Origin of the sequence: Cedecea lapagei (genome assembly GCF_900635955.1) — a bacterium.
GTDB classification, from domain to species: domain Bacteria; phylum Pseudomonadota; class Gammaproteobacteria; order Enterobacterales; family Enterobacteriaceae; genus Cedecea; species Cedecea lapagei.
Genome location: NZ_LR134201.1, coordinates 1,783,700 through 1,808,582, shown reverse-complemented (window position 1 = coordinate 1,808,582; position 24,883 = coordinate 1,783,700). Strand labels below are relative to the sequence as shown.

The window sequence follows — 24,883 nt, the reverse complement described above, 5'->3', positions numbered from 1 at the left end:
ATAGATTACCGACGCAGGTTTTCCAGTCCGCAACAAAAGTGGTCAGAAAAAAGCCGCGTTTCAGGTGACTGTTTATGCAAAAACAGCAATATCCCGTTGAGGCTATTGCTGTTTTTTTTACGACAAAAAATGTGTGATTTTTATTCGCTACACAGCTTTTGCGCACGCTCAATGAAAGGTTCGAGACTCATTTTCTGGCCGGGATGCTGCGGATCGTCGACCTGAATCACGCTGATGGGCTGCCCGCTCGTTTGACCGCTCTTAATCTGCTGCTCGGCGATGGCGTTCAGCGGATACTGCATCAGGGTACTCGGGTTAATGGCAAACAGCGCGTTTCCCGCCCTGCAGCTCAGCATCACCTCTTCACGGTTGAATGCCCATTTGTCTTTACCCACCTCAAACCGACTGACGGTGATAATTTGCGGGGCAGCCAGCGCCGAGCCCGCGCAGGCCAGCAGCAGTAAAGTCAAAATGCTCTTTTTCATGAGTCTCTCATATAACCAATTAGTGCCGTCAGAACGGCTCCCAGGTGGCGAATATGCTGACGAGCAGCAGTACCGCTACCGATAAAATCACTTCCAGCCAGGTCAGCTGAATAAAGCGTCGCCGCGCATCGGCCTGCGCCGTCTCAAAACGCGGCACCAGTATATAGCGATTGATAAGCGCCAGCGTAACCATTACCAGCACCAGCCCAACCTTCAACGCCAGTAAACGCAGATAACCACTTTCCAGCGGCAGCGACCAGCCAAGAATGAGCAGGCCGTTAACAACGCCGGTCACCAGCACAGCAGCTACGGCAAGGTGGCCATAACGCGAAAAGCGCATCATCGCGGTAATTGCTGGCCCCCGCCAACGCGGCTTGTGCGCCATATGCATACAGACCAGCAAAGGCAGCAGGCCGCCAACCCACCAGGCTGCGCTCAACAGGTGAATGGCGTGGTTAATACGCTGGAATGCGCCAATCGCACCGTCATGCATCGCGGCGTGGCCGACTCCGGCCAGAACAATCAGCTGAGCGGCGGCAAACAGCATCAGCAATCCCTGCATGGCTCGCGGCCCGATGAGCACAACGGCAAGCGTCACCAGGGCAAGCAACAGCTGCCATATCCAGACGGAGCCAAAGCGAGTGGAGAGCACGGCCTGCCACACGGCCGGAGAAATCACATCGCGCCAGCCGTCGCCCATTAGCCCGGCCTGAGCCATAAATAGCAGACAGGCGCTGAGAAGCGACAGCCAAACGGCAGGCCGCCACTGCGCTCTGAGGCGACGCACAAGCACCGGCTTAAACTGCTGCGGGGCAAGTAACGAACAGCAGATGGCGCTGCCCAGCAGCACCATCAATGCCGTGAAGTGGATAAAACGCAGCGCGATGTAAAACGCCGACAGCACAGCGTTTACTTCACTGAGAAGTGGTAGTTACCTTTAGTTTTATGCCCGTCTACCGACACGACATGCCAGTCAACGGAATAGTCACCCGGCTTTAAGGCCTCTTCTACCGGCACAATCAGCTGTTTGTTATCAGCCTCAGCGACTTTGACTTTACCGGTCTTCACGGCGGATTTTTGCGGCCCGGTGACGCTTACGCCGCTGAAGTTAGGCTCCACGCCTTCGGAGAAGCTCAGGGTCAGCGTCTGCGGAGAAGCCGTCACGGCGGAATCGGCTGCCGGGGACTGCTGCTTCAGGTGAGCATGGGCCAATACGGCTGGAGAAACGGCCATAGCAGCGACAAATGCCGCGACGGTTGCGATGCGGGAGGAGATGAACGCCATATTAACTATTCCTTTTTATTATGCCTTAAGGCGCAAAGGATAACCCCGGTCCGGGAGCAAGTCGAGACGGGAAAAGCTATTGTTGCTTGTCATCCGCAGCGCAAAACAGTAACTTCTGCGCTGGCATTGCAGGAGGATATGATGAGCTACAATCTCGCCGATTTACCCCAGGAAGAAATGGATAAAGTTAACGTCGATCTTGCGGCTGCCGGGGTGGCGTTTAAAGAGCGCTATAACATGCCCGTCGTCGCAGAGATGGTGGAGCGTGAACAGCCGGAACATCTCCGTAACTGGTTTCGCGAAAGGCTAATAGCCCATCGGCTGGCGTCGGTGAATCTCTCGCGTCTGCCGTACGAACCTAAGCAAAAATAAAAGATTAAGAATTTACTCACTTAGTATAAGGGCGAGCGGCTGGCGATTGACCGTCGGGACGAGAGAGGTTGGCACGGCGAGGTCATTCCTTTACGCTAGTAGCCTCAAGCCTGTTAACGGAGCCTGCGATGCTGCGCATTATTGATACGGAAACCTGTGGATTACAGGGTGGCGTGGTGGAAGTCGCGTCTGTCGATATTCTTGATGGCAAGATTGTGAACCCGATGAGCGATCTTGTTCGCCCTGACCGCCCGATTAGCCATCAGGCAATGGCCATCCATAAAATTACCGAAGAGATGGTCGCCAACAAACCCTGGATTGAAGAGGTGATCCCTCGCTATCTCGGTAGCCGTTATTATGTGGCGCACAACGCCAGCTTTGATAGCCGTATGCTGCCGGAAATGCAGGGCGACTGGATTTGTACGGTGAAGCTGGCGCGTCGCCTGTGGCCGGGCATCAAATACAGCAATATGGGGCTGTATAAATCACTGAAGCTCCACGTGGACACGCCTGCCGGGCTTCATCATCACCGCGCCCTGTTCGACTGCTACATCACTGCGGCCCTGCTGCTGAGAATTATGGACGTGTCCGGCTGGACGCCGGAAGAGATGGTCACGATCACCGGGCGCCCTGCCCTGGTGACCACGATGATGTTCGGTAAATACCGGGGTAAGCCGATTGCGGAAATCGCCGAAGACGATCCGGGTTATCTGCGCTGGATGCTTAACAACATCAAGGAGCTCACGCCGGATCTTCGTATGACCTTAAAGCATTATCTTGCCGCCAGGGCGGCTGATTAATGCGCCCGCCCTGGCAACGTTCCCTGCGCCAGGGCTATCAGGAAAGCAAACTCCAGCGCCACGCCTTCGTAAGCTTTAAAGCGCCCTGACTTGCCGCCGTGCCCCGAGTCCATATCGGTACAAAGCAGCAGTAACGTTTCATCCCGCTTATAGTCACGCAATTTGGCGACCCACTTCGCAGGCTCCCAGTACTGCACCTGTGAATCATGCAGACCGGTCGTGACCAGCAGATGGGGATAGGCCTGCTCGCTAACCTGGTCGTAGGGGCTGTACTGCTTCATATAGCGGTAATACTCTTCGTCCTGGGGATTACCCCACTCTTCGAACTCGCCGGTTGTCAGCGGAATAGACTCATCCAGCATCGTCGTCACAACATCGACAAACGGCACCTGAGCCACCACGCCATGGAAGAGCTCAGGGCGCATATTGATTGCCGTGCCCATCAGCATGCCGCCTGCGCTCCCCCCCCATTGCAAAAAGCAGCTTCGGATCGCCGTATCCCTGCTTAAGCAGCTCGTCGCACACGTCCAGATAGTCGTTAAAGGTATTCATTTTTTTGAGGTATTTACCGTCTTCGTACCATTGCTGCCCCAGCTCACCGCCGCCGCGAACGTGGGCTATCGCATAGACAAAACCTCTGTCCAGCAGGCTCAGACGGCTGCTGCTGAAATCCGCATCCATGCTGCTGCCGTAGGATCCATAGCCATACACCAGCAGCGGGCTTTTTCCACGGCGAAAGTGCTTGCGGTGATAAACCAGCGACACCGGGACTTGAACGCCATCCCGAGCCGTAACCCACAGATGCTCGCTGCGGTAGTTGCTGGCCTCAAAACCCGCAACGTGGGTTTGCTTGATGACCTTGCGCTCGCCGCTGTCCATATCCAGCTCAAAAAGCGTATCCGGCGTGGTCATTGAGGAGTAACCGTAGCGCAGGTGAGAGGTTTCGGGCTCGGGATTGTAGCCAAGCCAGGTGACATAGGCCGGATCGTCAAAAGCAATGCCCGTGGACTCATGGGTATGACGATTAATCTGGCGCAGGCTGGTTAGCCCCTGCTGCCGCTCTTCAACCACCAGCCAGTTGCGGAACAGGGTGAAGTCTTCCAGCATCACCTGCTCCCGTGGGGCGATCAGAGTCTCCCACTGCTTTTCATCCCGAACGGCGCTGCGGTAGAGGCCGAAGTTTTTGCCGTCTTTGTTGGAGCGAATGTAGAAACCGTGCTGGTAGTGATCGACCGTATACTCATGATCTTTACGGCGAGGGGAAAAGAGGCGGGGCTCGGCGTCAGCAAGTTCGGCATCCAGCAATAAAGCCTCGCTCGTCGTCGCGCTGGCCAGGTGGATGATAACAAAATGCTGTGAGGTCGTTTTATGCACGCTGACGTAGAAGGTCTCATCTTTCTCCTCGTACACCAGCTGGTCATCGCCAATCGGGTGGCCAAGCGTATGCCGCCAGACCTGATAAGGCAGTAAGGTTTTGGGATGTTTTCTTACGTAGTAGAGCGTGACGGAGTCATTTGCCCAGACAAAGCTGGTGGAAACGTTTTCCAGCAGTTCAGGATACCAGTTCCCGGTTGTTAAATTACGCAGGCGAAGACCAAACTGGCGGCGGGACAAGTAATCTTCCGCCAGCGCCATAACGGTATTGTCTGGCGCGATCGCAAGCCCGCCCATGGTATAGAACTCGCTGTGGGCGGCACGCTGGTTGGCATCCAGCAGGACTTCCCAGCTCTCCCACTCTTCCCGGACCACAGACTGCCGCTGATAAATCGCGTACTCGTTTCCCTTCTCATAAACCTGGCGGTAGCGAAAACCGTTTTTCACGTAAGGCGCAGAGACATCGTGCGGCGGAACCCGGGCGATCATCTCTTTTAGCAATTGATCCTGCAGGGCTCTCTGGCTCTCCATTATCTTTTTGCCATACTCATTTTCCTGTTGGAGGTACTCCAGAACATCAGGATCGGCGCGATCGTCATCACGCAGCCAGTAGTAGTTATCTATGCGGGTATCGCCATGAAGCGTCATAGCGTGGGGAATTTTTTTGGCTTTTGGCGGCATCACATTCATCATTTTCCGTTTAACACCCCGTAAGGGTGGCAAATTCAGCCGGGCTTGCAAGCGGAACGTGAGGGATTAAACGAAAATGCCGGGCATAACCCGGCAAATCGTAAACCTGAGAGGATTAAACCGGGAGCGCTTGTTTTTGCTGCTGAAGATCCTGCTCGATGCCAGACCGCACATCCTGCGGAATGTTTAGCGCATCGCCCAGCGCGCTCAGATAGCTGCGCTCCATAAAGTGATCGATATCGATAGCGGTGCAGCTCAGGTAATAAACCTCCAGCGCCTCTTCCTCATTTCTTACGCTCTGAGCCAGAAGCTGCGGATCTAAAGGCCTGTCGATGGCGCGCTGAACCAGCGCTTTACCTTCGCCATCGATACCGACTTCGCGCAGTTGCTGATCGATGAACTGACGCTCCTTCGCATCAATATGACCGTCGCTCTTTGCGGCAAAGACCAGGGCGGTGATCAGCCGTTCAGTCCGGACATCAACTGACGAGTGTGGCTCGCTATAACCCTCAGTAGCAGGCTGGCTCTGCCGAACCCGCTCTTTATATTTGTTCCACAGCACGCTGCCCGCGACGGCCCCGCCGCCAACCAGCAGGGCGCTGGTGCCATATTTGGTTAACAGCTTGCGTGAAGACTTGCTTGCCAGCAGGAGTCCGGCTAACCCGCCCAGCGCGCCCGGCACCAGAAGTTTACCGATCCCTTCAGGGCCGTTACCGGCTGCAGGCTGCGAGGATTGAGGGGAGGTGGATTGCCCCAGTAACGACTGAAGCTGCTGTAACCAGTTATTCATGACGGAGACCCTTATTTGGCTTAATCCGTCGAGAGTAGGCCACAGGATGTCAAGAAACGTCGGACGGCGCTAAAGATGGGAAAAGAACAGCGCCGGCAGCCCGGCGCCCGCAGCCTGAACTACGCCGCTTTGGTACGCTTGCGCCCAGGGTGTTCGCTGACGTTATCTTCCGCCGCAGGTGCCTGCTCAGCCTCGGCAGATGCTGCTGGCTCGGCCGGATTTGTCTCTGGCTCCGGCAGCTTGCCGTTTTTCAGTACGCCCGCCAGCAGATCTTTGTTTTCCGCCATCCACATTGCCAGGGTATCGCTCTGCCCTTCATCAAGGGCAAGCGGGCTCTGCTGCAGCCAGTCGCCCAGCACTTCAGCCAGATCCAACATTTTGTCGTAAGCATCAGCGTCCTTTTTACTGGCAAAGGCCATTTTTTCTTGTCCCTCTCTCACTACAACATATTTAATTTCGACCGCCATTTTGCAGCTCCGCTTTACCTGTTTATTTATCCAGTATATCGACATTCATTCTACCACACAAGCCGTAAAGCCGCTGCCAACGCAATCGTTTTCGTTTATACTGCCCGGGTCTTTTTCTTTGTTTAAGGCTAAATCACATGTCAACGTTGGGAACCGCTCTGCGCCCGGCAGCTACGCGAGTTATGCTGCTGGGTTCCGGTGAATTGGGTAAAGAAGTGGCCATTGAATGCCAGCGCCTCGGGGTAGAAGTTATCGCCGTCGACCGCTACGCCAATGCACCGGCGATGCACGTCGCGCACCGCAGCCATGTCATCAATATGCTGGACGCCGCTGCGTTAAAAGCGCTCGTCGCCGCCGAAATGCCCGATTTTATCGTTCCTGAAATTGAAGCCATTGCCACCGAGGCCCTGCTGGAGCTGGAAGCGCAGGGGCAGCGGGTAGTCCCTTGCGCTCGCGCGACTAAGCTGACCATGAACCGCGAAGGGATCCGCCGCCTGGCGGCAGAGGAACTTCAGTTACCCACCTCCGCTTACCGCTTTGCCGACAGCGAAGAGGCTTTCCAGCAGGCCGTACAGGAGATTGGGTTGCCCTGCATTGTCAAACCGGTGATGAGCTCCTCCGGCAAAGGCCAGAGCTTTATCCGCACCGCCGACCAGCTGGCGAAGGCCTGGGAATACGCGCAGCTTGGCGGGCGCGCCGGTAAAGGCAGGGTTATAGTGGAAGGCGTGGTTAATTTTGATTTCGAAATCACCCTGCTGACCATCAGCGCCGTTGACGGCGTGCACTTTTGCGCCCCCATCGGCCATCGCCAGGAAGATGGCGACTACCGCGAGTCCTGGCAGCCCCAGCAGATGAGCGACGTCGCGCTGGCAAGATCGAAAGAGATTGCTGAGAGAGTGGTTACCGCCCTGGGCGGCCACGGTCTGTTTGGGGTTGAGCTGTTTGTCTGTGGTGACGAGGTCATTTTCAGTGAAGTCTCCCCTCGCCCGCACGATACCGGCATGGTCACGCTGATCTCACAGGATCTCTCTGAATTTGCTCTGCACGTACGCGCCTTCCTCGGCCTTCCCATCGGGGATATTCGGCAGTACGGTCCGGCAGCCTCGGCGGTGATCCTGCCAGAGTTGCACAGCGACAACGTCACATTCAGCAACGTAGGCGCAGCGCTGGGCGGCGGTTTACAGGTTCGCCTGTTTGGCAAGCCGGAGATTGCGGGCAAACGTCGTATGGGCGTGGCGCTGGCAACCGGCAACAGCGTCGACGAAGCTATCGCCAGAGCAGTGGCATCCGCCGCGCAGGTCAAAATCGAAGGTTAAAAAAAATCGCCCTCGAATGAGAGCGATTAATCACTAAGCCCCGCTAAATAAGGGGCTTTTTTATTTCTTACAGCTTAGCGCCTTCGACGGGCTTCACGGGCAAGCGTGGTGATGCGGTCGTAGTCGCCCGCTTCGAGCGCATCCGCCGGTACCAGCCAGGAGCCGCCGATGCACAGCACGCTTTTGAGCGCCAGGTAATCGCGGTAGTTGGCCGGAGAGATACCGCCGGTTGGGCAGAAACGCACCTGAGAGAACGGGCCTGCAATGGCCTGCAGCGCTTTGGTGCCGCCGTTGGCTTCCGCCGGGAAGAATTTAAACTCTTTCAGGCCATAGTCCATACCCAGCATGAGCTCTGAAACGGTGCTGATGCCCGGAATCAGCGGGATGCTGCCTTCGGTGGCGGCTTTCAGCAATGGCTCGGTCAGGCCCGGGCTGATGGCAAACTGCGCCCCCGCCTCGGTCACTTCCGCCAGTTGCTGTGGGTTCAGCACGGTACCCGCGCCGATAATAGCCTCAGGCACTTGTTTGGCAATCGCGCGAATCGCATCGACGGCGCAGGCGGTACGCAGCGTGACTTCCAGCACGCGAACGCCACCGGCTACCAGCGCTTTTGCCATCGGTACAGCATGTTCCAGCTTGTTAACGACGATAACCGGAACGACCGGGCCGGTTTTCAGGATCTGTTCTGCTGTTGTTTTCCAATTTTTCATCTGAGCGTCTCTTAGCCATTTTTAATCTGTTTTCCGCGGAACATTGCCGCCGCGGGTTTAAAATTTAATGCAGGTTGCGCCTTGTTTCTGCGCCCGAAAGCTGTTCGCGCAGCGCGCCAAATAGCTCACGTCCGGTCCCTACACGCTCGGCGCTGAGGTCCGGGTGATAGGCGGAACGTGCCGCCAGGACGGCGTCATCAACCAGCAGCGTCAGCTCGCCGGTCTGGCCGTTAACGCGAATGATGTCGCCATCCTGAACCTTCGCCAGCAGCCCGCCGTCGTACGCTTCCGGGGTCACGTGGATCGCCGAAGGCACCTTACCTGAGGCACCGGACAGCCTGCCGTCCGTCACCAGAGCAATTTTGAAACAGCGGTCCAATAATACTCCAAGCGGCGGCATAAGTTTATGCAATTCTGGCATGCCGTTCGCTTTTGGCCCCTGATGACGCACCACAACCACGCAGTCACGGTCCAGCTTGCCGGCTTCGAACGCCGGTAAAACGTCGTGCTGACTTTCAAAAATTACCGCCGGCGCTTCAATCACCTGGTTTTCAACCGGCACCGCTGAGGTTTTCATTACCGCACGGCCCAGGTTTCCGCTCAGCACTTTGGTCCCACCGTGGCGGGAGAACGGTTTATCCACGGTGGCGATAACGTCGCGGTCCAGCGGCTCGCGGGCGCCTTCACGCCAGGCAAGCTGGCCGTTGTCGAGCCACGGCTCCATGGTGTAATGATGCAGGCCAAAACCGGCTACGGTATTGACGTCTTCGTGCAGCAGGCCGCCTTTCAACAGCTCGCGCATCAGCACCGGTACGCCGCCCGCGGCCTGGAAGTGGTTGATGTCCGCAGGACCGTTCGGATACAAACGCGCCAGCAGCGGCACAATCTCTGAAATGTCGGAGAAGTCATCCCAGTTGATAACGATCCCGGCGGCTCGGGCCATCGCGACGAGGTGCATAGTGTGGTTAGTCGAGCCGCCGGTTGCCAGCAGCGCAACGATACCGTTTACCACAACCTTCTCGTCGATCATTTTGCCAAGCGGCATCCATGCGTTGCCGTTACCGGTCAGACGGGTAACCTGCCGCGCTGCAGCCTCCGTCAACGCGTGGCGCAGCTCTGCATCGGGCTGAACAAACGACGAGCCCGGCAGCTGCATGCCCATGAACTCGACGACCATCTGGTTGGTATTCGCCGTGCCATAGAAGGTACAGGTACCCGGTGCATGGTAAGAAGCCGCTTCGGCTTCCAGCAGCGCCAGCCTGTCCACCTTACCTTCCGCATAAAGCTGACGAATGCGGACCTTCTCTTTATTTGGCAGGCCGCTGGCCATCGGGCCTGATGGCACGAAGAGCGCGGGTAAATGCCCAAACGACAGCGCGGCCATCGTCAGCCCCGGCACAATTTTGTCGCACACGCCGAGATACAGAGCACCGTCAAACATATTGTGGGAGAGGCCAACGGCAGTAGACATGGCAATGACTTCGCGGCTCAGCAGCGAAAGCTCCATGCCATCCTGCCCCTGGGTCACCCCGTCGCACATCGCCGGTACGCCACCGGCAACCTGCCCTACGGCGCCCACGGAGTGCAGCGCCTGGCGGATTATTTCAGGATAGTGTTCGTATGGCTGGTGGGCGGACAGCATGTCGTTATAGGAGGTAATAATCGCAATATTGTTACGCAGCATGCTTTTCAGCGCCGCCTTATCGTCCGGCTGGCAGGCAGCGAAACCGTGCGCCAGGTTACCGCAGGCAAGTTCCGAGCGGTGAACCGTGTTGCTCCGGGCTTTCTCGATGCGTGCCAGATAGGCTTCACGCGTTGGGCGGGAGCGTTCGATAATGCGCGATGTTACCCGTAACAAATTTGGATGCATAAAAAGTCCTCAGAAAGTGGCTGTTCCCCCCGCGTTAGCATCATCATGTTCCGGGCCGCTAAAAATAACCGTGTCGCCCGTCACACCTGACTCTCGGGAGCAAAATCGCTTCAGCTAGTGTAAATAAAAAAGCCCCGCGGGTGAATCCACGCGGGGCTATTATTCACAAAAATCTATGCCACTTCTGTGTTAGATCATGTTACCGGTAAAATCGTGGCCGCTGGGCCTCTTTTTTGCCGGCAACATTCTCCGGGCGTTACTCGAACTCGTTCCAGGAGTGTCCGTCACGGGTGATCATCGCCACGGAGGCGACAGGTCCCCAGGTCCCTGCCTGATAAGGTTTCGGCGCGTCGTTATCAGCAGCCCAGGCTCCGGTGATGGAGTCAACCCATTTCCATGCCTCTTCCACTTCATCACGGCGCACAAACAGCGCCTGAATGCCCCGCATAGTTTCCAGCAGCAGGCGCTCATAGGCGTCCGCCAGATGAGACTCGTTGAAGGTCTCGGAGTAGCTCAGATCCAGCTTAGTGGTTTGCAGATTATGCTTATGCTCCAGCCCCGGTACTTTGTTCAGGATCTGGATATCCACGCCTTCGTCCGGCTGCAAACGAATGGTCAGTTTGTTCTGCGGCAGCTCCTGCCAGGAATCTTTAAACAGATTCAGCGCAGGGTTTTTGAAATAAACCACGACCTCAGAGCATTTGGTTGGCAGACGTTTCCCGGTACGCAGGTAGAACGGCACGCCGGCCCAGCGCCAGTTATCGATATCTACGCGGATAGCGACGAAGGTTTCGGTCGCGCTGGCTTTGTTTGCGCCCTCTTCTTCCAGGTAGCCAGGCACTTTTTTACCCTGCGCGAAGCCGGCGGTGTACTGGCCACGCACGGTTTTATCCCGCACGTTGGTGCGGTCGATGCGGCGCAGCGACTGCAGAACTTTCACCTTCTCATCGCGGATATGGTCAGCGGTGAGATCGGACGGCGGAGACATGGCAATCATGCACAGGATCTGCAGCAGGTGGTTCTGGATCATATCGCGCATCTGCCCGGCCTGATCGAAGTAACCCCAACGTCCTTCAATCCCCACCTCTTCGGCCACGGTGATTTCCACGTGATCGATGGTGCGGTTATCCCAGTTGTTGGCAAACAGGGAGTTGGCAAAACGCAGCGCCAGCAGGTTAAGAACGGTTTCTTTACCCAGATAGTGGTCGATACGGTACACCTGGCACTCTTCGAAGAACTCGCCGACCTGGTCGTTGATCTCCTGAGAGGTTTCGAGGGAGGTACCCAGCGGTTTTTCCATCACCACGCGAGCCGGTTTAGCGTTCAGCTTAGCCTTGCCTAGCCCTTTGCAGATTGCCCCGAAGGTGCTTGGCGGCATAGCGAAGTAGTTGATGGTCACTCGGTTCTGCTGGTCCAGCATTTTACCCAGCTTGGTGAAAGCAGAGGTGTCGTTAACGTCCAGGTTGCAGAAATCCAGACGACCGCTCAATTTGTCCCACAGGCTCTCGTCAATCTTCTCTTTCATGAAGGTTTCGAGCGCTTCGCGAACGACTTTGGTGTATGCCTCTTTGTCCCAATCCGCACGGCCAACACCAAGAATTCGGGTTTCCGGGTGGATTTGACCTGCTTTTTCCAGCTGATACAGGGATGGCAACAGTTTCCGGCGCGCCAGGTCGCCTTTTGCACCGAAAATGACCAGATCGCACGCCTGGGCTGTTTGCGTTACCGCCATGTTTGTCTCCTCGTTTCGGATATCCCGGCTGTTACCGGCCCTCGGGGGCGCGGATAGCATTAAGCCAGGCAACTCTTGTAATTTTATTACGCTGCAATGTACTGCTTTTGCTGAATTGAGGACAACCGTTAACCCCGGTTTGACCGCCTCAATTGCTAACTTTTCCCAAAATGCCGCACTAAAGCGTCATTTGATGGCGTTTTTTTGTACGATGTAACCGTTGCCAAAGTTAGACACCGATCATGTAATGAAAAAAAACAACAACATTACGCCAGCGACTCGCCCTTTCAGATTTTAGCAAGCGTATATTCTTGCTAAATCGGCCCACGATTTCTTCTTTTACTGAAATCGCTAAACCCCATGAGCGCCCCTCTTTATGAATATGCTGGAAAAAATCCAGTCCCAGCTGGAACACCTTAGCAAATCGGAACGCAAAGTCGCAGAAGTGATTCTCGCCGCACCTCAGGATGCCATTCACTCCAGCATCGCCACGCTTGCCCGCAGTGCAGACGTCAGTGAACCTACCGTAAATCGCTTCTGCCGCCGCCTGGAAACCAAAGGCTTCCCGGATTTTAAACTGCATTTAGCTCAGAGTCTGGCGAATGGCACGCCGTATGTAAACCGGAATGTTGATGAAGATGATAGCGTCGAGTCCTACACCGGCAAGATATTTGAGTCCGCGATGGCAAGCCTTGACCAGGTTCGCCAGTCGCTGGATATGTCCGCCGTTAATCGCGCCGTCGACCTGCTTACCCAGGCCAAAAAAATCGCCTTCTTCGGCCTGGGATCCTCTGCCGCCGTCGCCCACGACGCCACCAATAAGTTCTTCCGCTTTAACGTTCCGGTGATTTACTCCGATGACGTTGTTATGCAACGTATGAGCTGTATGAATTGTACCGAGCAGGACGTTGTGGTGCTGATCTCCCATACCGGGCGAACTAAAAATCTGGTGGAACTCGCCCGGCTGGCGCGTGAAAACGACGCCATCGTGCTGGCCATCACCTCCGAAGGCAGCCCGCTTGCCCGCGAGGCCACGCTTTCTCTGCTGCTTGATGTACCCGAGGATACGGATATTTATATGCCCATGGTCTCTCGCCTTGCGCAGCTGACCGTGATTGACGTTCTGGCGACGGGCTTTACCTTGCGCAGAGGGGCAAAATTCAGGGATAACTTGAAGCGAGTCAAGGAAGCGCTCAAAGAATCGCGCTTTGATAAAGAACGCCTTCACTCAGGCGATGAACATTAATTTTTGATAACAAAGTTGTAACTTATTAGGCTGTTCGGTTACGTTGTCATGGGTGTTCACAGCACACCCTGACCCACCGAGTTTTTCTTTACGCAACACCAAGTTGTTTCAGTCAACGGAGTAATACATGTCCAGACGGCTACGTAGAACCAAAATCGTTACCACTTTAGGCCCGGCAACCGACCGCGATAATAATTTAGAAAAGATTATTGCCGCCGGCGCTAACGTGGTGCGCATGAACTTCTCCCACGGTTCCCCCGAAGATCACCAGCTGCGTGCGGATAAGGTGCGTGAGATTGCCGCTAAACTGGGGCGCCATGTGGCGATTCTCGGCGATTTGCAGGGCCCTAAAATTCGCGTGTCTACCTTCAAAGAGGGCAAAGTTTTTCTTAACCTCGGCGACAAATTCCTGTTGGATGCCAATCTGGGTAAAGGCGAAGGCGACAAAGAAAAAGTGGGCATCGACTACAAAGGCCTGCCGGCCGACGTCGTTCCCGGCGACATTCTGCTGCTCGACGATGGTCGCGTTCAGCTCAAAGTGCTGGAAGTTCAGGGCCTGAAGGTCTTTACCGAAGTGACCGTGGGCGGCCCGCTGTCCAACAATAAAGGGATCAACAAGCTGGGCGGTGGCCTGTCGGCCGAAGCGCTGACCGACAAAGACAAAGCGGATATCGTTACCGCGGCAAAAATCGGTGTTGATTACCTTGCCGTCTCTTTCCCTCGCTGCGGTGAAGACCTGAATTACGCTCGTCGCCTGGCGCGTGACGCGGGCTGCGACGCTAAAATCGTTGCCAAAGTAGAGCGTGCGGAAGCCGTCTGCGACGAAGCCGCAATGGACGACATTATTCTCGCTTCCGACGTGGTCATGGTTGCACGTGGCGACCTGGGCGTCGAAATCGGCGACCCGGAACTGGTCGGTATCCAGAAAACTTTGATCCGCCGCGCCCGTAAGCTTAACCGCGCCGTGATCACCGCCACCCAGATGATGGAGTCGATGATCACCAATCCGATGCCAACCCGTGCGGAAGTGATGGACGTGGCAAACGCCGTGCTGGACGGAACCGATGCGGTGATGCTGTCGGCAGAAACCGCCGCTGGCCAGTATCCTGCCGAAACGGTCGCGGCTATGGCTCGCGTTTGCCTGGGCGCAGAAAAGATCCCCAGCATTAACGTCTCTAAACACCGCCTCGACGTGCAGTTCGATAACGTCGAAGAAGCCATTGCCATGTCCGCGATGTATGCCGCGAACCACCTGAAAGGGGTTACCGCTATCATCTCGATGACGGAGTCCGGGCGCACCGCGCTGATGACGTCACGCATCAGCTCCGGTTTGCCTATCTTTGCGCTATCCCGCCATGAACGTACGCTGAATCTGACTTCGCTGTACCGTGGCGTAACGCCGGTCTATTTTGACAGCGCGAGTGAAGGCGTAGTTGCCGCGCACGATGCGGTAAACCTGCTGCGTGATAAGGGCTATCTGATCTCCGGCGACCTGGTCATTGTCACCCAGGGCGACGTGATGAGCACCATCGGCACCACCAACACCACCCGCATCCTTTGCGTCGAGTAATTCTCACCTCCGGATAACAAGTTCAGGCCGCGACATAACGTCGCGGCTTTTTTATTTCCCATTTGCACCCCTCCGCTAAATCCACACTTTATTCATCGTCTTAAATTTATAGTCAGCCTTATTTGTTATGTTATAACATAATATTTTTAGTGGCTACCTGAGGCTTCAGGCCGCCACTTTCTGAACAGGCACGTTCAATTGAGTACATACAGACACCATGAAAAATAAACGCATCCTCTTCTATTCCGGCGTGTTCTTTACGCTTTATTCTCAGCCGAACCTGGCCGCGGGCTGCAACCCGGCATCGTGCGAAGAGAACATCACCGTAGTAAGCAAAACGCCCGCTGAGCTTCCTCCTGCCAGCGGCACCGCCTCTCGCCTGAGCCTGACGGCCAAAGAGACGCCGCGGTACGTGGAAACCTTTACACAAAAGGAAATCCAGGCCCAGGGCGACCGCTCGCTCGCCGATACCGTCAGCCATGCAACCGGCATGTCCGGCGTCTCCTCCCCGACGCTGTCCAATAGCTTTTCTCTGCGCGGCTTTATGCCGGTAAGCTGGCTGCTTGACGGTCTGGAAATGCCGGGCAGCACGCTCCAGCTTGGCAATCCATCTCACTATCAGCAGGTGGATATTTTACATGGCCCCGGCTCCGCGCTGAATGGCCTGAGCGCGACCGCAGGCAGCGTCAACCTGGTGTCAAAGCAGCCCAGCTTTGTGAACTCCCCTGCGATGCTCAGCTATCGGCTGGGAAGTTACAGCACCCAGACCCTGGAGGGCGGCGGCGGCGGGACGCTGATGCAGGACAAAATAGCCTGGCGCCTTGATGCCTCAGGCAGCGACGGTAACAGCCAGGTGCAGCATGAGCGCAACCGGCAGTCCAGGATCAGCGGCTCTCTGCTCTTTCGCCTGACCGATGAAACCACCCTGACGCTGTTCGGCGACAAAATGAACAACAGCAGCGACAACCCTTACTACGGCACGCCGCTGATTGACGGCAAGGTGCAGGAACAGCTGCGCGGCATCAACTATAACAACCTGACCGACGCTAAAATTGCCAGCCACGCCACGGCACTCCAGGCCGTGCTGGACAGCGATCTCGCCCAGGGGATCGCCTTTAATAACCACACCTGGTATTACAACGGCTATCGTTACTGGCGCAACGTTGAGCGCTATCGCTACAGCTCAGCCTCGCCAGAGACCGTGAACCGCGACTCCTGGGGCGATCTCAGCCATAAAAACACGCTGCTGGCCAACCGCTCCAGCGTCTCAATAGACCATCCGTTGCTGGGCTTTGATAACCGCGCTGTCGGCGGAATAGAGCTGCAGACGAGCCGCTTTGACTACCAAAAAAACGGTTTTCCCGGCTCGCAGGACGTCCCGTTATTGAACCCTCCGCGTGAACCGTTCAACGCCGAAACCAACATTGGCCGCAGTCCCTGGAGCCGGGTCACTCAGCATCAGTATGCGGCCTTTATGGAAGACAGCCTGCAGCTCACCGACCGCCTTAGCCTGCTCAGCCAGCTGCGCTTTACGAGGCTGGATATGGACTGGCGTTACTTCACTCCGGCCCGCAGCGAAAGCCAGAACCGCAGCTTCCTGAACACCGGCGTTGGTCTGAACTGGGATATCACTGACGGCACCACGCTCTATGCCAGCTACGCTAACGGCAAAGAGGCCGGCGGCGATATTTTCTTCCTTAGCGCGGAGCAGACCCATCTGCCGCTGACGCGCTCCCAGCAGTGGGAAACCGGCATAAAGAGCCAGCTCTGGGATAACAAAGCAACCGTAAACCTTGCTCTCTACCAGCTGCGTAAAAATAACCTCTTTACCCCTTCAGGCACCGTACCGGGTGAACTCCTCGCCGTAGGGCAACAAACCTCCAGGGGAATTGAGTTCTCGGCAACGGCCCGGCCAACCGATAGCTGGGAGGTGACCGGCAACGTTGCCTGGACGCATGCAAGATTCGATCGCTTCAGCGAAGGCTCCCCGCCTGAAAGCCTGGACGGCAACCAACCCGCGTATGTCCCGACCTGGACCAGCAATCTGGCCCTGACTTGGCATCCCATCGTGCCTCTCAGCCTGAGGAGCGATTTACGCTATGTCGGCAGCAGCTACAACGACAGCCGCAATACCCAAAAAATGGACGACTACATCACGCTCGACCTGGCGGCGGAATATAAGCTGACGCCCAAAGTTACCGTCGGAACCCGGGTACGCAACCTGACCGATACCCTTTATGCCTACCAGCGTACTTACGACGGTCAGGCCCTGATTGCGCCTTCACGCACCTGGGAAGGCTGGGTCACGGTATGGTTCTGAGCAGGATGTTGACGGCTTTTGCTCTTGGGGCAACAGGCCTTCTCCTTTCCTTCGACGCGTTTGCCGTTACGCTCACCAATTGCGGTGAGCCGCAGACGTTTACCGCTGTGCCTGAGCGCATCGTGGTTTACGGCAATCCATCGCTGGAAAATCTGCTGGCGCTGGGAGTTCGGGATAAAATTGTTGGCGTCGTCGGGTACGACCCGCTTAGCGATCCTACTGGCTTCGCTGCCCGCCATGCCCTTTCGCTGCCTGTGGTTGCAGGGAAAGGGCCGATCTCCGCCGAGGCGCTGCTGATGCTGCGCCCCGATCTGGTCTACTCCTCAAGCTGGTACTGGCTCTGGTCACCGGAAGGGGCTACGCGCGACCAAATAACGTCCTGGGGCATCGCAAGCTGGCTCTCCCCCGGCGCCTGCGGCGGCCAGCAAAGTGCGGCGAAGGAAAAAATCAGCTTTGCTGCCCTGTTTCGGGAACTAGGAGATCTGGCCCAAATGCTCCATCTGCAGGGACGGGGCGAGACGCTGGTTAACCAGCAGGAAAAACGGCTCGCCGCCCTGCGCCAGCGCGCTGCTCGTTTGGCTCCGTCCCGCCTGCTCTGGTGGTATTCCGGCACGGACTCGCCCTATGTTGCAGGCTGCTGCGGCGTTCCTGAAATGCTGAGTAAAGAAAGCGGCAACCACAATCTTTTCTCGGATATCTCTGCGCTGTGGCCAAACGTCGCGTGGGAAGAGATCGCCCGTCGGGAGCCGGACATTCTGGTGCTGGCCGATTTACCGCGCGGCGGCGCCGGCGACAGCGCTAAAGATAAAATAGCCTTCCTCGAACACTTTCCGCTTACCTCCGGCCTTCGCGCCGTAAAAGAAAAGAAATTTATCATCCTGCCCGGCTATGACATGGATCCCTCTGTCCGCTCAGTGGATGCGCTGGACAGGCTTATTACCTCACTCTCTGCTAAGGAAAATCATGACTGATACTAAATGGAATACTCTCGTCACGCTCTGGGACCAGCAGCAAAGCGCTTATATCGCCAGCAGGGAAGCACGCTTTGAGGCCCTGATGGACGTGCTTGCCCTGCAGTTCAAGGGAGAATTCTCACTGCTCGAGCTTGGCTGCGGGCCAGGTTCCCTGACAAGACGCCTTCTTCAGCGTTTCCCTGCAGCACACGTCACCGCCCTGGATGTGGATCCGGTAATGCTGGCCATTGCTCGCGAAACCCTCTCGGTCTTTGGCGACCGGGTACGCATTCTTTCGGCGGACCTGGTGACACCGGACTGGCAGAAAAAAATCATCGGTCTTCGCCCGAACGCCATTGTCTCAAGTACCGCGCTGCACTGGCTGATGCCTGACAGGCAGCACGCCCTGCACGGCGAGCTTCTGGCCTTGCTGGCCGATAACGGCCTGTTCCTCAATGCCGACCACCAGCGCTTCAACGCGGCAGACGGCAATCAAAAGGCCATCAGCGAACGTCATGATGCTCAGACCCAGCAGCAGGCCTGGGCTAAAGGCGTGGTGGACTGGGACGGATGGTTCTCCCTGGCCACAGAGATACCGGAGATTGCCAATTTGATCCCCGCCCGTGACGCTATTTTCTCTGGCCGTCCGGTTCCGCCTCCAACGACGCTGGCCTTTCAACTGGCAAGCCTCAGCCAGGCCGGCTTCAGCGAAACCGGCACGCTGTGGCAGCTGATGGACGATTACCTGATTGCCGGATGGAAATAAGTTTGTGAAGCCTTTGCGCCTGCTGTTTTGCGGCATTGCGACTCTGCTGGCGCTGATCTATAGCCTGCGCTTTGGGGCCGTAACATTCACCCTGGACGAAGTCATTCAGCTTCTGCATCCGGCTCCCGTAGAGGAGCCCCGCATGGCGTTATACCAGAAGATAATCTGGTCACTACGCTTACCGAGGGCGCTGCTGGCGATGACCTGCGGCGGCGGACTGGCGCTGGCGGGAGCCGTGCTCCAGACCCTGACCCGTAACCCGCTGGCCGACCCGTGGCTTCTAGGCATCTCCTCCGGGGCTGGCCTGGGCGCGGTGACAATCATTGCCCTCGGCGTGCAGCCGCTGCTGACGGCAATGCCCGCCGGGGCCTTTATCGGGGCGATGGCCGCATTTGGGCTCGTGCTGCTGCTTGCCGGACGAACCATCACGCAGCCCTCCCGGTTTATGCTCTCGGGCGTAGCAGTTGGGCAATTGCTGAGCGCGCTAACTTCGCTGATCGTCTTCTGGCAAACGGATGCGACCACCTCTCGCGGTTTTACTTTCTGGCTGCTGGGGGCGTTTGGGCAGGCCACCTGGCCGCAGGTGGCCGTCTGTAGCGCTGCGCTATTCTTTGTCGGTGCGCTCTGTCTGGCGATGTCGCCAACGCTGAACGTGATGGCTCTGGGAAATATCGCCGCTAAGGGGCTGGGGGTTAACGTTATCGCCCTGCAAATACTGCTCTACCTGGCTATTACGCTGCTTACCGCTACGCTAGTGGCGTTTTGCGGGGCCATCGGCTTTGTCGGCCTGACCGTGCCCCATCTGGCAAAACTGATCTTCGGCAATCGTCACCAGTGGACTTTGCCTGCCTGTATTCTCTGCGGAGCAATGCTGACGCTGGTATCCGATACGCTGGCGCGTACGCTATTTGCCCCGCGAGAGCTTCCTCCGGGGCTCATCACGGCGCTGATCGGCGTCCCGGTATTTCTGTTCGCCCTTCGCCAACGTCCCCATCCTTAACTTCCGGCGCAGAAAGGTCCGGCCTGACTGCGCTGTGCTGCTGAAGTTGTCACGAATTTGTTAACTCTTGAAGAGGATTTAGTGAGTATTCTCTTAATAAAGTGCATGCGACGTTGATTAAAAGCCTTGCGCTCTCCGCACTCTCTGACACAGGAACATCATGATGCTGGTCATTATTCTTGCTTACCTGGGCGGCCTGTTAACCATTGCCAGCCCCTGTATCCTGCCGGTGCTGCCGTTTGTATTTGCCCGCTCAGACCAGCCTTTTACCCGCACCGGCCTGCCGCTGCTTGCAGGTATGGCATTAACCTTCACGCTATTTGCCACCCTGGCGGCCGTCGGCGGTGGCTGGGTGGTGGCGGCCAACCAGTATGGCCGGGGTGTGGCGCTGGTGCTGATGGCGCTGTTTGGCATCACGCTCCTGTTTCCTCGCCTTGCTGAGCGCGTGATGCACCCTCTTGTTAACGTGGGCAACTCTCTGGCCAATCGGGTGGCGCCCGGCCAGCCCGCAGGGCCTGGCGGTTCGTTCTTAGTCGGCATTGCTACCGGGCTGCTTTGGGCGCCCTGTGCAGGCCCAATCCTCGGACTGGTGCTCACCGGCGCTGCTCTGCAGGGGGCAAACGTCGGCTCTACGCTGCTGCTGTTAGCCTACGCTGCAGGCGCCGCCACCTCGCTCGCGCTCGCGCTGCTGATTGGCGGCAAAGTCTTTAGCGCCATGAAACGCTCTCTCGGCGTGGGGGAATGGATCCGTCGTCTTCTCGGGGCCGGCATGCTGCTCGGCGTCGTGGCTATTACCTTTGGCTTAGATACTGGCGTACTGGCTCGCCTCTCCACGGCATCCACCGGCGGTATTGAGCAGGCTCTGGTTAAACGTCTCTCCCCGGACAATATCGCCAACACCCCCTCACCGGCTTCAGCAGTGCAAACCTCAGACGACGGCGCTATCCCGGCGCTGACCGATGCTGGCGTAATGCCTTCGCTTAACGGCGCGACGCAGTGGCTGAATTCGCCGCCGCTCACTGCAGAATCCCTGAAAGGGAAAGTGGTGCTGGTCGATTTCTGGACATACTCCTGCATTAACTGCCTGCGTTCATTGCCTTATGTGAAAGCCTGGGCAGAGAAATATCGCGACCAGGGGCTCGTTGTCATCGGCGTACATGCACCGGAATTTGCCTTTGAACGTGATATCAATAACGTCACCAAAGAAGCAAAAAAGCTGGGTGTCACCTACCCCATCGCCATTGATAACGATTACAGCATCTGGCGGGCGTTCAATAACCAGTACTGGCCAGCGCACTATTTTATTGATGCCAGCGGACACATTCGCTACGAACACTTTGGCGAAGGGGATTATGCGCAATCCGAGCAAGTCATTCAGGCGCTGCTGCGCCAGGCAGGAGCAAAAGGTGTCAACAGCGGGATCAGCACGGTTTCAGCCAGCGGCGTAGAGCAGGCGTCGAGCGGCCAGAATGATATTTCTCCGGAAACCTATCTTGGCTATATGAGAGCCCAAAACTTTGCCTCAGGCGAGATAAGCGGGGATAAACCAGCTGATTACCGTCGGCCCTCCGCGCTGCCGCTGGATAGCTGGGGGCTGGAGGGAAACTGGACCATCGGCGGCGAGAACATCACGCTTAACCGGGCGAATGGCCGGATTTTCTATCAATTCCATGCCCGGGACCTGCATCTGGTACTCGGCCCCGGCGCTGACGGTAAACCGGTTCATTTTAAAATCACTATCGACGGGCAGGCTCCGGGCAGCGTTCATGGCTCAGACGTGGCGCCTGACGGCAGCGGCACGGTGACGGACCAGCGTCTGTATCAGCTGATTCGCCAGTCTGGCGGCAGCGGAGAGCACACGTTCAGCATTGAGTTTGAAGACGCCGGCGTTAACGCCTACGCCTTTACGTTCGGTTAACCAGGAGGTTTAAGATGAAAACGACTATTGCTGCCGCCGCAAAACGCCGCACAGCGTTGTGCTGCGCGCCCGCACTGGTGATCGCCGCGCTGGTCTTCCAGAACACTGCGTGGTCAGAGGCCGAACCTGCGGTTGCTATTCCGGCCCCGCTTCAGGACGAGTTGCCCTCAGGCGTTAAGCTGGAAACCGCCGTCTTTGCCGGCGGCTGCTTCTGGGGCGTTCAGGGCGTTTTTCAGCATGTAAAAGGCGTGACCAGCGCAATCTCCGGCTACGCGGGCGGCAAAGCACGCACGGCAAATTATGAGACGGTAAGCATGGGGATGACCGGACATGCCGAGTCCGTGCAGGTTATCTTTGATCCGACGAAAGTCACCTACGGCCAGCTACTGCAGATTTTCTTTTCCGTCGCACACAACCCTACCGAGCTAAATCGCCAGGGGCCGGATTATGGCACGCAATATCGCTCGACCGTTTTTCCACTCAGCGATAGCCAGGAAAAAGTGGCAAAAGCTTATATCGAGCAGCTTAATGCCAGCCATAAGTTTAGTGCGCCGCTGGTGACGACGGTGGAAGAGCATGCCAGTTTCTATCCGGCAGAGAAATACCACCAGAACTTCCTTAACGACAACCCAAACTATCCCTACATCGTTATCAACGATATACCCAAAGTTGAGCAGCTTAAGCAGCTTTTCCCTGCGCTATGGCGCGTAGATCCGGTGCTGGTGAAGTCCTGATAAAAAAACCGCGCCGGGTATGCTGCGGCGCGGTTTTTAGCAGGGCGGAGAAAGCTATTTTTTCTTCTTCGGGAACAATTCGTCCCGGCAGTAAGGCTCTGTCTCGCCCTCTTTGCGGGTCTTTAAGAGCTTAAGGATCCAGGTGTACTGCTCAGGGTGCGGGCCAACAAGCAGCTCCACCTCTTCGTTCATGCGGCGGGCGATGGTGTGATCATCGGCCTCCATCAGGTCATCCATCGGCGGGCGGATAAAAATATCCAGCCGGTGGGTTTCGCTGTTATAAACCGGGAACAGCGGGATCACGCGCGCTCGGCATACCTTCATCAGACGGCCAATCGCCGGCAGCGTGGCCTTATAGGTGGCAAAGAAATCGACAAACTCGCTGTGTTCCGGGCCGTGATCCTGATCCGGAAGATAGTAGCCCCAGTAGCCCTGACGCACGGAGCTGATAAACGGTTTGATACCGTCGTTGCGGGCATGCATACGGCCACCGAAACGGCGACGCACGGTGTTCCAGACATAGTCAAACAGCTGGTTGCCCTGGTTATGGAACATTGCGGCCATTTTCTGGCCTTCGGAAGCCATCAGCATTGCCGGAATATCTACCGCCCAGCCGTGCGGTACAAGGAAAATCACGTTCTCCCCTTGCGCCCGGATCTCATCAACGATCTCTTTGCCGTGCCAGTCGACGCGCTTCATCACTTTCTTCGGATCGCGCAGGCCCAGCTCAGCCATCAGCACCATCGCCTGCGGTGCGGTAGCAAACATGCGGTCAATGATGGCCTCACGCTGGTCTTCCGGCAGCTCCGGGAAGCAGTAAAGCAGGTTAATTTGCGCGCGACGTCTGGCGCTTTTCCCAAGACGCCCCGCTAAGCGCCCCACTTTCCCCAGCAAAGGATCCCGGAGTCCCGGAGGCAGAAGCGCCAGTCCGATAAACGCGCCTACGCCAAGCCATGCGCCCCAGTAACGCGGGTGCAGAAAGGCTTTTTGAAATTCAGGGATAAACTCACTGTGGTTTTTTTTTGCTTTTTCCATGCGGCTCTCAATAGGTCGCCAGCGGCCTGGCGAGACGAATTTATCGTTATTTTAGCGGGGCGACGAGCGACAGACAAAAGAAAAAGCCGGTCACGGGTACCGGCTTTTCATCATGCGGCTAAATCAGTCAATGCGCAGCTGCGGAAGCACCTCTTTCACCTGCGCCAGATAGTCGCTTCGGTCTGACCCGGTCAGGCCTTCAGAACGCGGCAGTTTCGCCGTCAGCGGGTTAACCGCCTGCTGGTTAATCCATACTTCGTAGTGCAGATGTGGGCCAGTAGAACGCCCGGTGTTGCCGGAAAGGGCAATGCGATCGCCGCGCTTCACTTTTTGACCCGGTTTCACCAGCAGCTTTTTAAGGTGCATATAGCGGGTGGTATAGGTGCGGCCGTGACGGATAGCAACGAAGAATCCCGCAGCGCCGCTGCGCTTCGCCATCACCACTTCACCGTCACCGACGGCCAGCACCGGCGTTCCCTGCGGCATCGCAAAATCAACGCCTTTATGCGGCGCGACGCGGCCCGTCACGGGATTGAGGCGGCGCGGGTTGAAGTTCGAGGAAACGCGGAACTGCTTCACGGTTGGGAAACGCATAAAGCCTTTTGCCAGGCCTGAGCCGTTGCGATCGTAGAATTTACCGTCTTCCGCACGAATGGCGTAATAATCTTTGCCGTCGCTGCGCAAACGCACGCCCACCAGCTGGCTTTGCTCGCGTTTGCCGTCGAGCATTTCACGGGACATCAGTACCGAGAACTCATCGCCTTTTTTCAGCTTACGGAAGTCCATCTGCCACTGCATTGCCTTGATAACTGAGCTTATTTCAGCGCTGGTTAAGCCAGCATCACGCGCGCTGGAAACAAAGCTGGCGCCTACGGTGCCCTTCAGCACGCTGTTAACCCAATCGCCCTGCTGGGTTTCGCTGCTCATTTTGAAGGCGTTGTCGGTGCGGTCATAGGTTCGCGTTTCACGCCGCGACATTTCCCACGTCAATCTTTGCAGATCGCCATCGGCGGTCAGCGTCCAGGAGAGCTGCTGACCGATTTTAAGATTACGCAGGTCTTTGTCCACCGAGGCGAGCTGGCTGATATCGCCCATATCGATACCGTACTGATTCAGAATGCTGCTCAGCGTGTCGCCGGTAGAGACTACATATTCATGAACGCCCGCTTCGCCGGCCGTTTTTTCATCCAGCTCATCCTGAGGAAGGGTGTCATCTTCGGCGTCCGGGGACTGGTCAAGAGGTTCACTGGCCTCGGGCAGCAGCGAATGAATCTGGTTTTTTTCCAGTTCGATGGTCTTAGACATCGGGCTGGACTGGGGATGGTAAATGGACGGTCGCCATACCGCGACCGCGAGAGTGAGAACCGTAAGCGACCCCAGCATAACGCGATGGGGTCGTGAAAGATTGTCAAATGCCATGGCGACAGAGCGGGCTATCTGTTGCACGTATT

19 protein-coding genes and 3 pseudogenes are annotated in these 24,883 nt (G+C 56.8%); 11 read left to right on the top strand and 11 right to left on the bottom strand.

The genetic code is table 11. The features are described from left to right. Nucleotides 1–140: 140 nt before the first annotated feature. The 3 genes from EL098_RS08805 to yobA are packed head-to-tail and all read right to left on the bottom strand — an operon-like array spanning nt 141 to nt 1,769. Nucleotides 141–485, bottom strand: a complete 345-nt coding sequence (locus EL098_RS08805; protein WP_126355881.1) for a YebY family protein — start codon at nt 483–485, stop codon at nt 141–143. A gap of 28 nt (nt 486–513) precedes the next feature. Next, nucleotides 514–1,389, bottom strand: a complete 876-nt coding sequence (copD, locus tag EL098_RS08800; RefSeq protein ID WP_126355880.1) for a copper homeostasis membrane protein CopD — start codon at nt 1,387–1,389, stop codon at nt 514–516. 5 nt (nt 1,390–1,394) lie between these two features. Further along, complete coding sequence (gene yobA, locus EL098_RS08795) at nt 1,395–1,769, bottom strand: CopC domain-containing protein YobA (protein WP_126355879.1); 375 nt, start codon at nt 1,767–1,769, stop codon at nt 1,395–1,397. Nucleotides 1,770–1,910: 141 nt separating this feature from the next. Here yobA and EL098_RS08790 point away from each other — a divergent pair, with 141 nt between their 5' ends. After that, complete coding sequence (locus tag EL098_RS08790) at nt 1,911–2,141, top strand: DNA polymerase III subunit theta (RefSeq protein ID WP_126355878.1); 231 nt, start codon at nt 1,911–1,913, stop codon at nt 2,139–2,141. 128 nt (nt 2,142–2,269) lie between these two features. Further along, nucleotides 2,270–2,941: an exodeoxyribonuclease X gene (gene exoX, locus EL098_RS08785; protein ID WP_126355877.1), complete on the top strand. Its 672-nt coding sequence runs from the start codon at nt 2,270–2,272 to the stop codon at nt 2,939–2,941. Here the strand turns inward: exoX and ptrB are convergent. From ptrB to EL098_RS08770, 3 genes and pseudogenes are all read right to left on the bottom strand, one after another. Next, nucleotides 2,938–4,996, bottom strand: a pseudogene (ptrB, locus tag EL098_RS08780) (oligopeptidase B). The gene exoX and the pseudogene ptrB sit on opposite strands and share 4 nt — an antisense overlap. 124 nt (nt 4,997–5,120) lie before the next feature. Further along, nucleotides 5,121–5,795 carry a tellurite resistance TerB family protein gene (locus EL098_RS08775; protein WP_126355876.1) on the bottom strand — a complete coding sequence of 225 codons (675 nt, stop codon included), beginning with the start codon at nt 5,793–5,795 and terminating at the stop codon, nt 5,121–5,123. 119 nt (nt 5,796–5,914) lie between these two features. After that, the gene (locus EL098_RS08770) at nt 5,915–6,262 is read right to left on the bottom strand and encodes a YebG family protein (protein ID WP_126355875.1); all 348 of its coding nucleotides are present in this window, start codon (nt 6,260–6,262) and stop codon (nt 5,915–5,917) included. A 137-nt stretch (nt 6,263–6,399) separates the two neighbouring features. Here EL098_RS08770 and purT point away from each other — a divergent pair, with 137 nt between their 5' ends. Continuing rightward, nucleotides 6,400–7,578, top strand: a complete 1,179-nt coding sequence (purT, locus tag EL098_RS08765) for a formate-dependent phosphoribosylglycinamide formyltransferase (RefSeq protein ID WP_126355874.1) — start codon at nt 6,400–6,402, stop codon at nt 7,576–7,578. Between the two features lie 67 nt (nt 7,579–7,645). Here the strand turns inward: purT and kdgA are convergent. From kdgA to zwf, 3 genes and pseudogenes are all read right to left on the bottom strand, one after another. Further along, nucleotides 7,646–8,288, bottom strand: a pseudogene (gene kdgA / locus EL098_RS08760) (bifunctional 4-hydroxy-2-oxoglutarate aldolase/2-dehydro-3-deoxy-phosphogluconate aldolase). Nucleotides 8,289–8,345: 57 nt separating this feature from the next. Beyond that, nucleotides 8,346–10,158: pseudogene (gene edd, locus EL098_RS08755) on the bottom strand (phosphogluconate dehydratase). 256 nt (nt 10,159–10,414) lie between these two features. Next, on the bottom strand, nt 10,415–11,890 hold the full coding sequence (zwf, locus tag EL098_RS08750) for a glucose-6-phosphate dehydrogenase (RefSeq protein WP_126355872.1): 1,476 nt from the start codon (nt 11,888–11,890) through the stop codon (nt 10,415–10,417). Between the two features lie 376 nt (nt 11,891–12,266). Between zwf and EL098_RS08745 the strand changes: the two genes are divergently transcribed. From EL098_RS08745 to msrA, 8 genes are all read left to right on the top strand, one after another. Then, nucleotides 12,267–13,136, top strand: coding sequence for a MurR/RpiR family transcriptional regulator (locus EL098_RS08745; RefSeq protein WP_126355871.1), 870 nt, complete (start codon nt 12,267–12,269; stop codon nt 13,134–13,136). Nucleotides 13,137–13,263: 127 nt separating this feature from the next. Next, the gene (gene pyk, locus EL098_RS08740) at nt 13,264–14,706 is read left to right on the top strand and encodes a pyruvate kinase (protein ID WP_126355870.1); all 1,443 of its coding nucleotides are present in this window, start codon (nt 13,264–13,266) and stop codon (nt 14,704–14,706) included. A 217-nt stretch (nt 14,707–14,923) separates the two neighbouring features. Next, nucleotides 14,924–17,026 carry a TonB-dependent siderophore receptor gene (locus tag EL098_RS08735; protein WP_126355869.1) on the top strand — a complete coding sequence of 701 codons (2,103 nt, stop codon included), beginning with the start codon at nt 14,924–14,926 and terminating at the stop codon, nt 17,024–17,026. Continuing rightward, the gene (locus EL098_RS08730; protein WP_232012371.1) at nt 17,017–17,997 is read left to right on the top strand and encodes an ABC transporter substrate-binding protein; all 981 of its coding nucleotides are present in this window, start codon (nt 17,017–17,019) and stop codon (nt 17,995–17,997) included. Before EL098_RS08735 ends, EL098_RS08730 begins: the two co-directional genes overlap by 10 nt. Further along, nucleotides 17,990–18,745 carry a class I SAM-dependent methyltransferase gene (locus EL098_RS08725; RefSeq protein ID WP_126355868.1) on the top strand — a complete coding sequence of 252 codons (756 nt, stop codon included), beginning with the start codon at nt 17,990–17,992 and terminating at the stop codon, nt 18,743–18,745. The genes EL098_RS08730 and EL098_RS08725 overlap by 8 nt, the downstream gene beginning before the upstream one ends. A 4-nt stretch (nt 18,746–18,749) precedes the next feature. After that, a complete protein-coding gene (locus EL098_RS08720) occupies nt 18,750–19,745 on the top strand; it encodes a FecCD family ABC transporter permease (protein WP_126355867.1) in 996 nt (331 codons plus the stop codon). A gap of 160 nt (nt 19,746–19,905) precedes the next feature. Further along, the gene (locus EL098_RS08715) at nt 19,906–21,663 is read left to right on the top strand and encodes a cytochrome c biogenesis protein DipZ (protein ID WP_232012369.1); all 1,758 of its coding nucleotides are present in this window, start codon (nt 19,906–19,908) and stop codon (nt 21,661–21,663) included. Nucleotides 21,664–21,677: 14 nt separating this feature from the next. Next, the gene (gene msrA, locus EL098_RS08710) at nt 21,678–22,397 is read left to right on the top strand and encodes a peptide-methionine (S)-S-oxide reductase MsrA (RefSeq protein WP_126355866.1); all 720 of its coding nucleotides are present in this window, start codon (nt 21,678–21,680) and stop codon (nt 22,395–22,397) included. Nucleotides 22,398–22,451: 54 nt separating this feature from the next. On the opposite strand, the gene lpxM is transcribed toward msrA, so the two are convergent. Next, nucleotides 22,452–23,432: a lauroyl-Kdo(2)-lipid IV(A) myristoyltransferase gene (lpxM, locus tag EL098_RS08705; RefSeq protein WP_126355865.1), complete on the bottom strand. Its 981-nt coding sequence runs from the start codon at nt 23,430–23,432 to the stop codon at nt 22,452–22,454. Nucleotides 23,433–23,555: 123 nt separating this feature from the next. Continuing rightward, the gene (gene mepM, locus EL098_RS08700) at nt 23,556–24,878 is read right to left on the bottom strand and encodes a murein DD-endopeptidase MepM (RefSeq protein WP_126355864.1); all 1,323 of its coding nucleotides are present in this window, start codon (nt 24,876–24,878) and stop codon (nt 23,556–23,558) included. Nucleotides 24,879–24,883: the final 5 nt, after the last annotated feature.

Coding starts and splice junctions, on each gene's coding strand:
- purT (WP_126355874.1), top strand. CDS start 6,400: ATGTCAACGTTGGGAACCGCTCTGCGCCCGGCAGCTACGCGAGTTATG.
- EL098_RS08790 (WP_126355878.1), top strand. CDS start 1,911: ATGAGCTACAATCTCGCCGATTTACCCCAGGAAGAAATGGATAAAGTT.
- EL098_RS08805 (WP_126355881.1), bottom strand. CDS start 485: ATGAAAAAGAGCATTTTGACTTTACTGCTGCTGGCCTGCGCGGGCTCG.
- EL098_RS08725 (WP_126355868.1), top strand. CDS start 17,990: ATGACTGATACTAAATGGAATACTCTCGTCACGCTCTGGGACCAGCAG.
- msrA (WP_126355866.1), top strand. CDS start 21,678: ATGAAAACGACTATTGCTGCCGCCGCAAAACGCCGCACAGCGTTGTGC.
- pyk (WP_126355870.1), top strand. CDS start 13,264: ATGTCCAGACGGCTACGTAGAACCAAAATCGTTACCACTTTAGGCCCG.
- EL098_RS08770 (WP_126355875.1), bottom strand. CDS start 6,262: ATGGCGGTCGAAATTAAATATGTTGTAGTGAGAGAGGGACAAGAAAAA.
- EL098_RS08745 (WP_126355871.1), top strand. CDS start 12,267: ATGAATATGCTGGAAAAAATCCAGTCCCAGCTGGAACACCTTAGCAAA.
- EL098_RS08730 (WP_232012371.1), top strand. CDS start 17,017: ATGGTTCTGAGCAGGATGTTGACGGCTTTTGCTCTTGGGGCAACAGGC.
- lpxM (WP_126355865.1), bottom strand. CDS start 23,432: ATGGAAAAAGCAAAAAAAAACCACAGTGAGTTTATCCCTGAATTTCAA.
- EL098_RS08715 (WP_232012369.1), top strand. CDS start 19,906: ATGATGCTGGTCATTATTCTTGCTTACCTGGGCGGCCTGTTAACCATT.
- EL098_RS08735 (WP_126355869.1), top strand. CDS start 14,924: ATGAAAAATAAACGCATCCTCTTCTATTCCGGCGTGTTCTTTACGCTT.
- zwf (WP_126355872.1), bottom strand. CDS start 11,890: ATGGCGGTAACGCAAACAGCCCAGGCGTGCGATCTGGTCATTTTCGGT.
- exoX (WP_126355877.1), top strand. CDS start 2,270: ATGCTGCGCATTATTGATACGGAAACCTGTGGATTACAGGGTGGCGTG.
- EL098_RS08775 (WP_126355876.1), bottom strand. CDS start 5,795: ATGAATAACTGGTTACAGCAGCTTCAGTCGTTACTGGGGCAATCCACC.
- yobA (WP_126355879.1), bottom strand. CDS start 1,769: ATGGCGTTCATCTCCTCCCGCATCGCAACCGTCGCGGCATTTGTCGCT.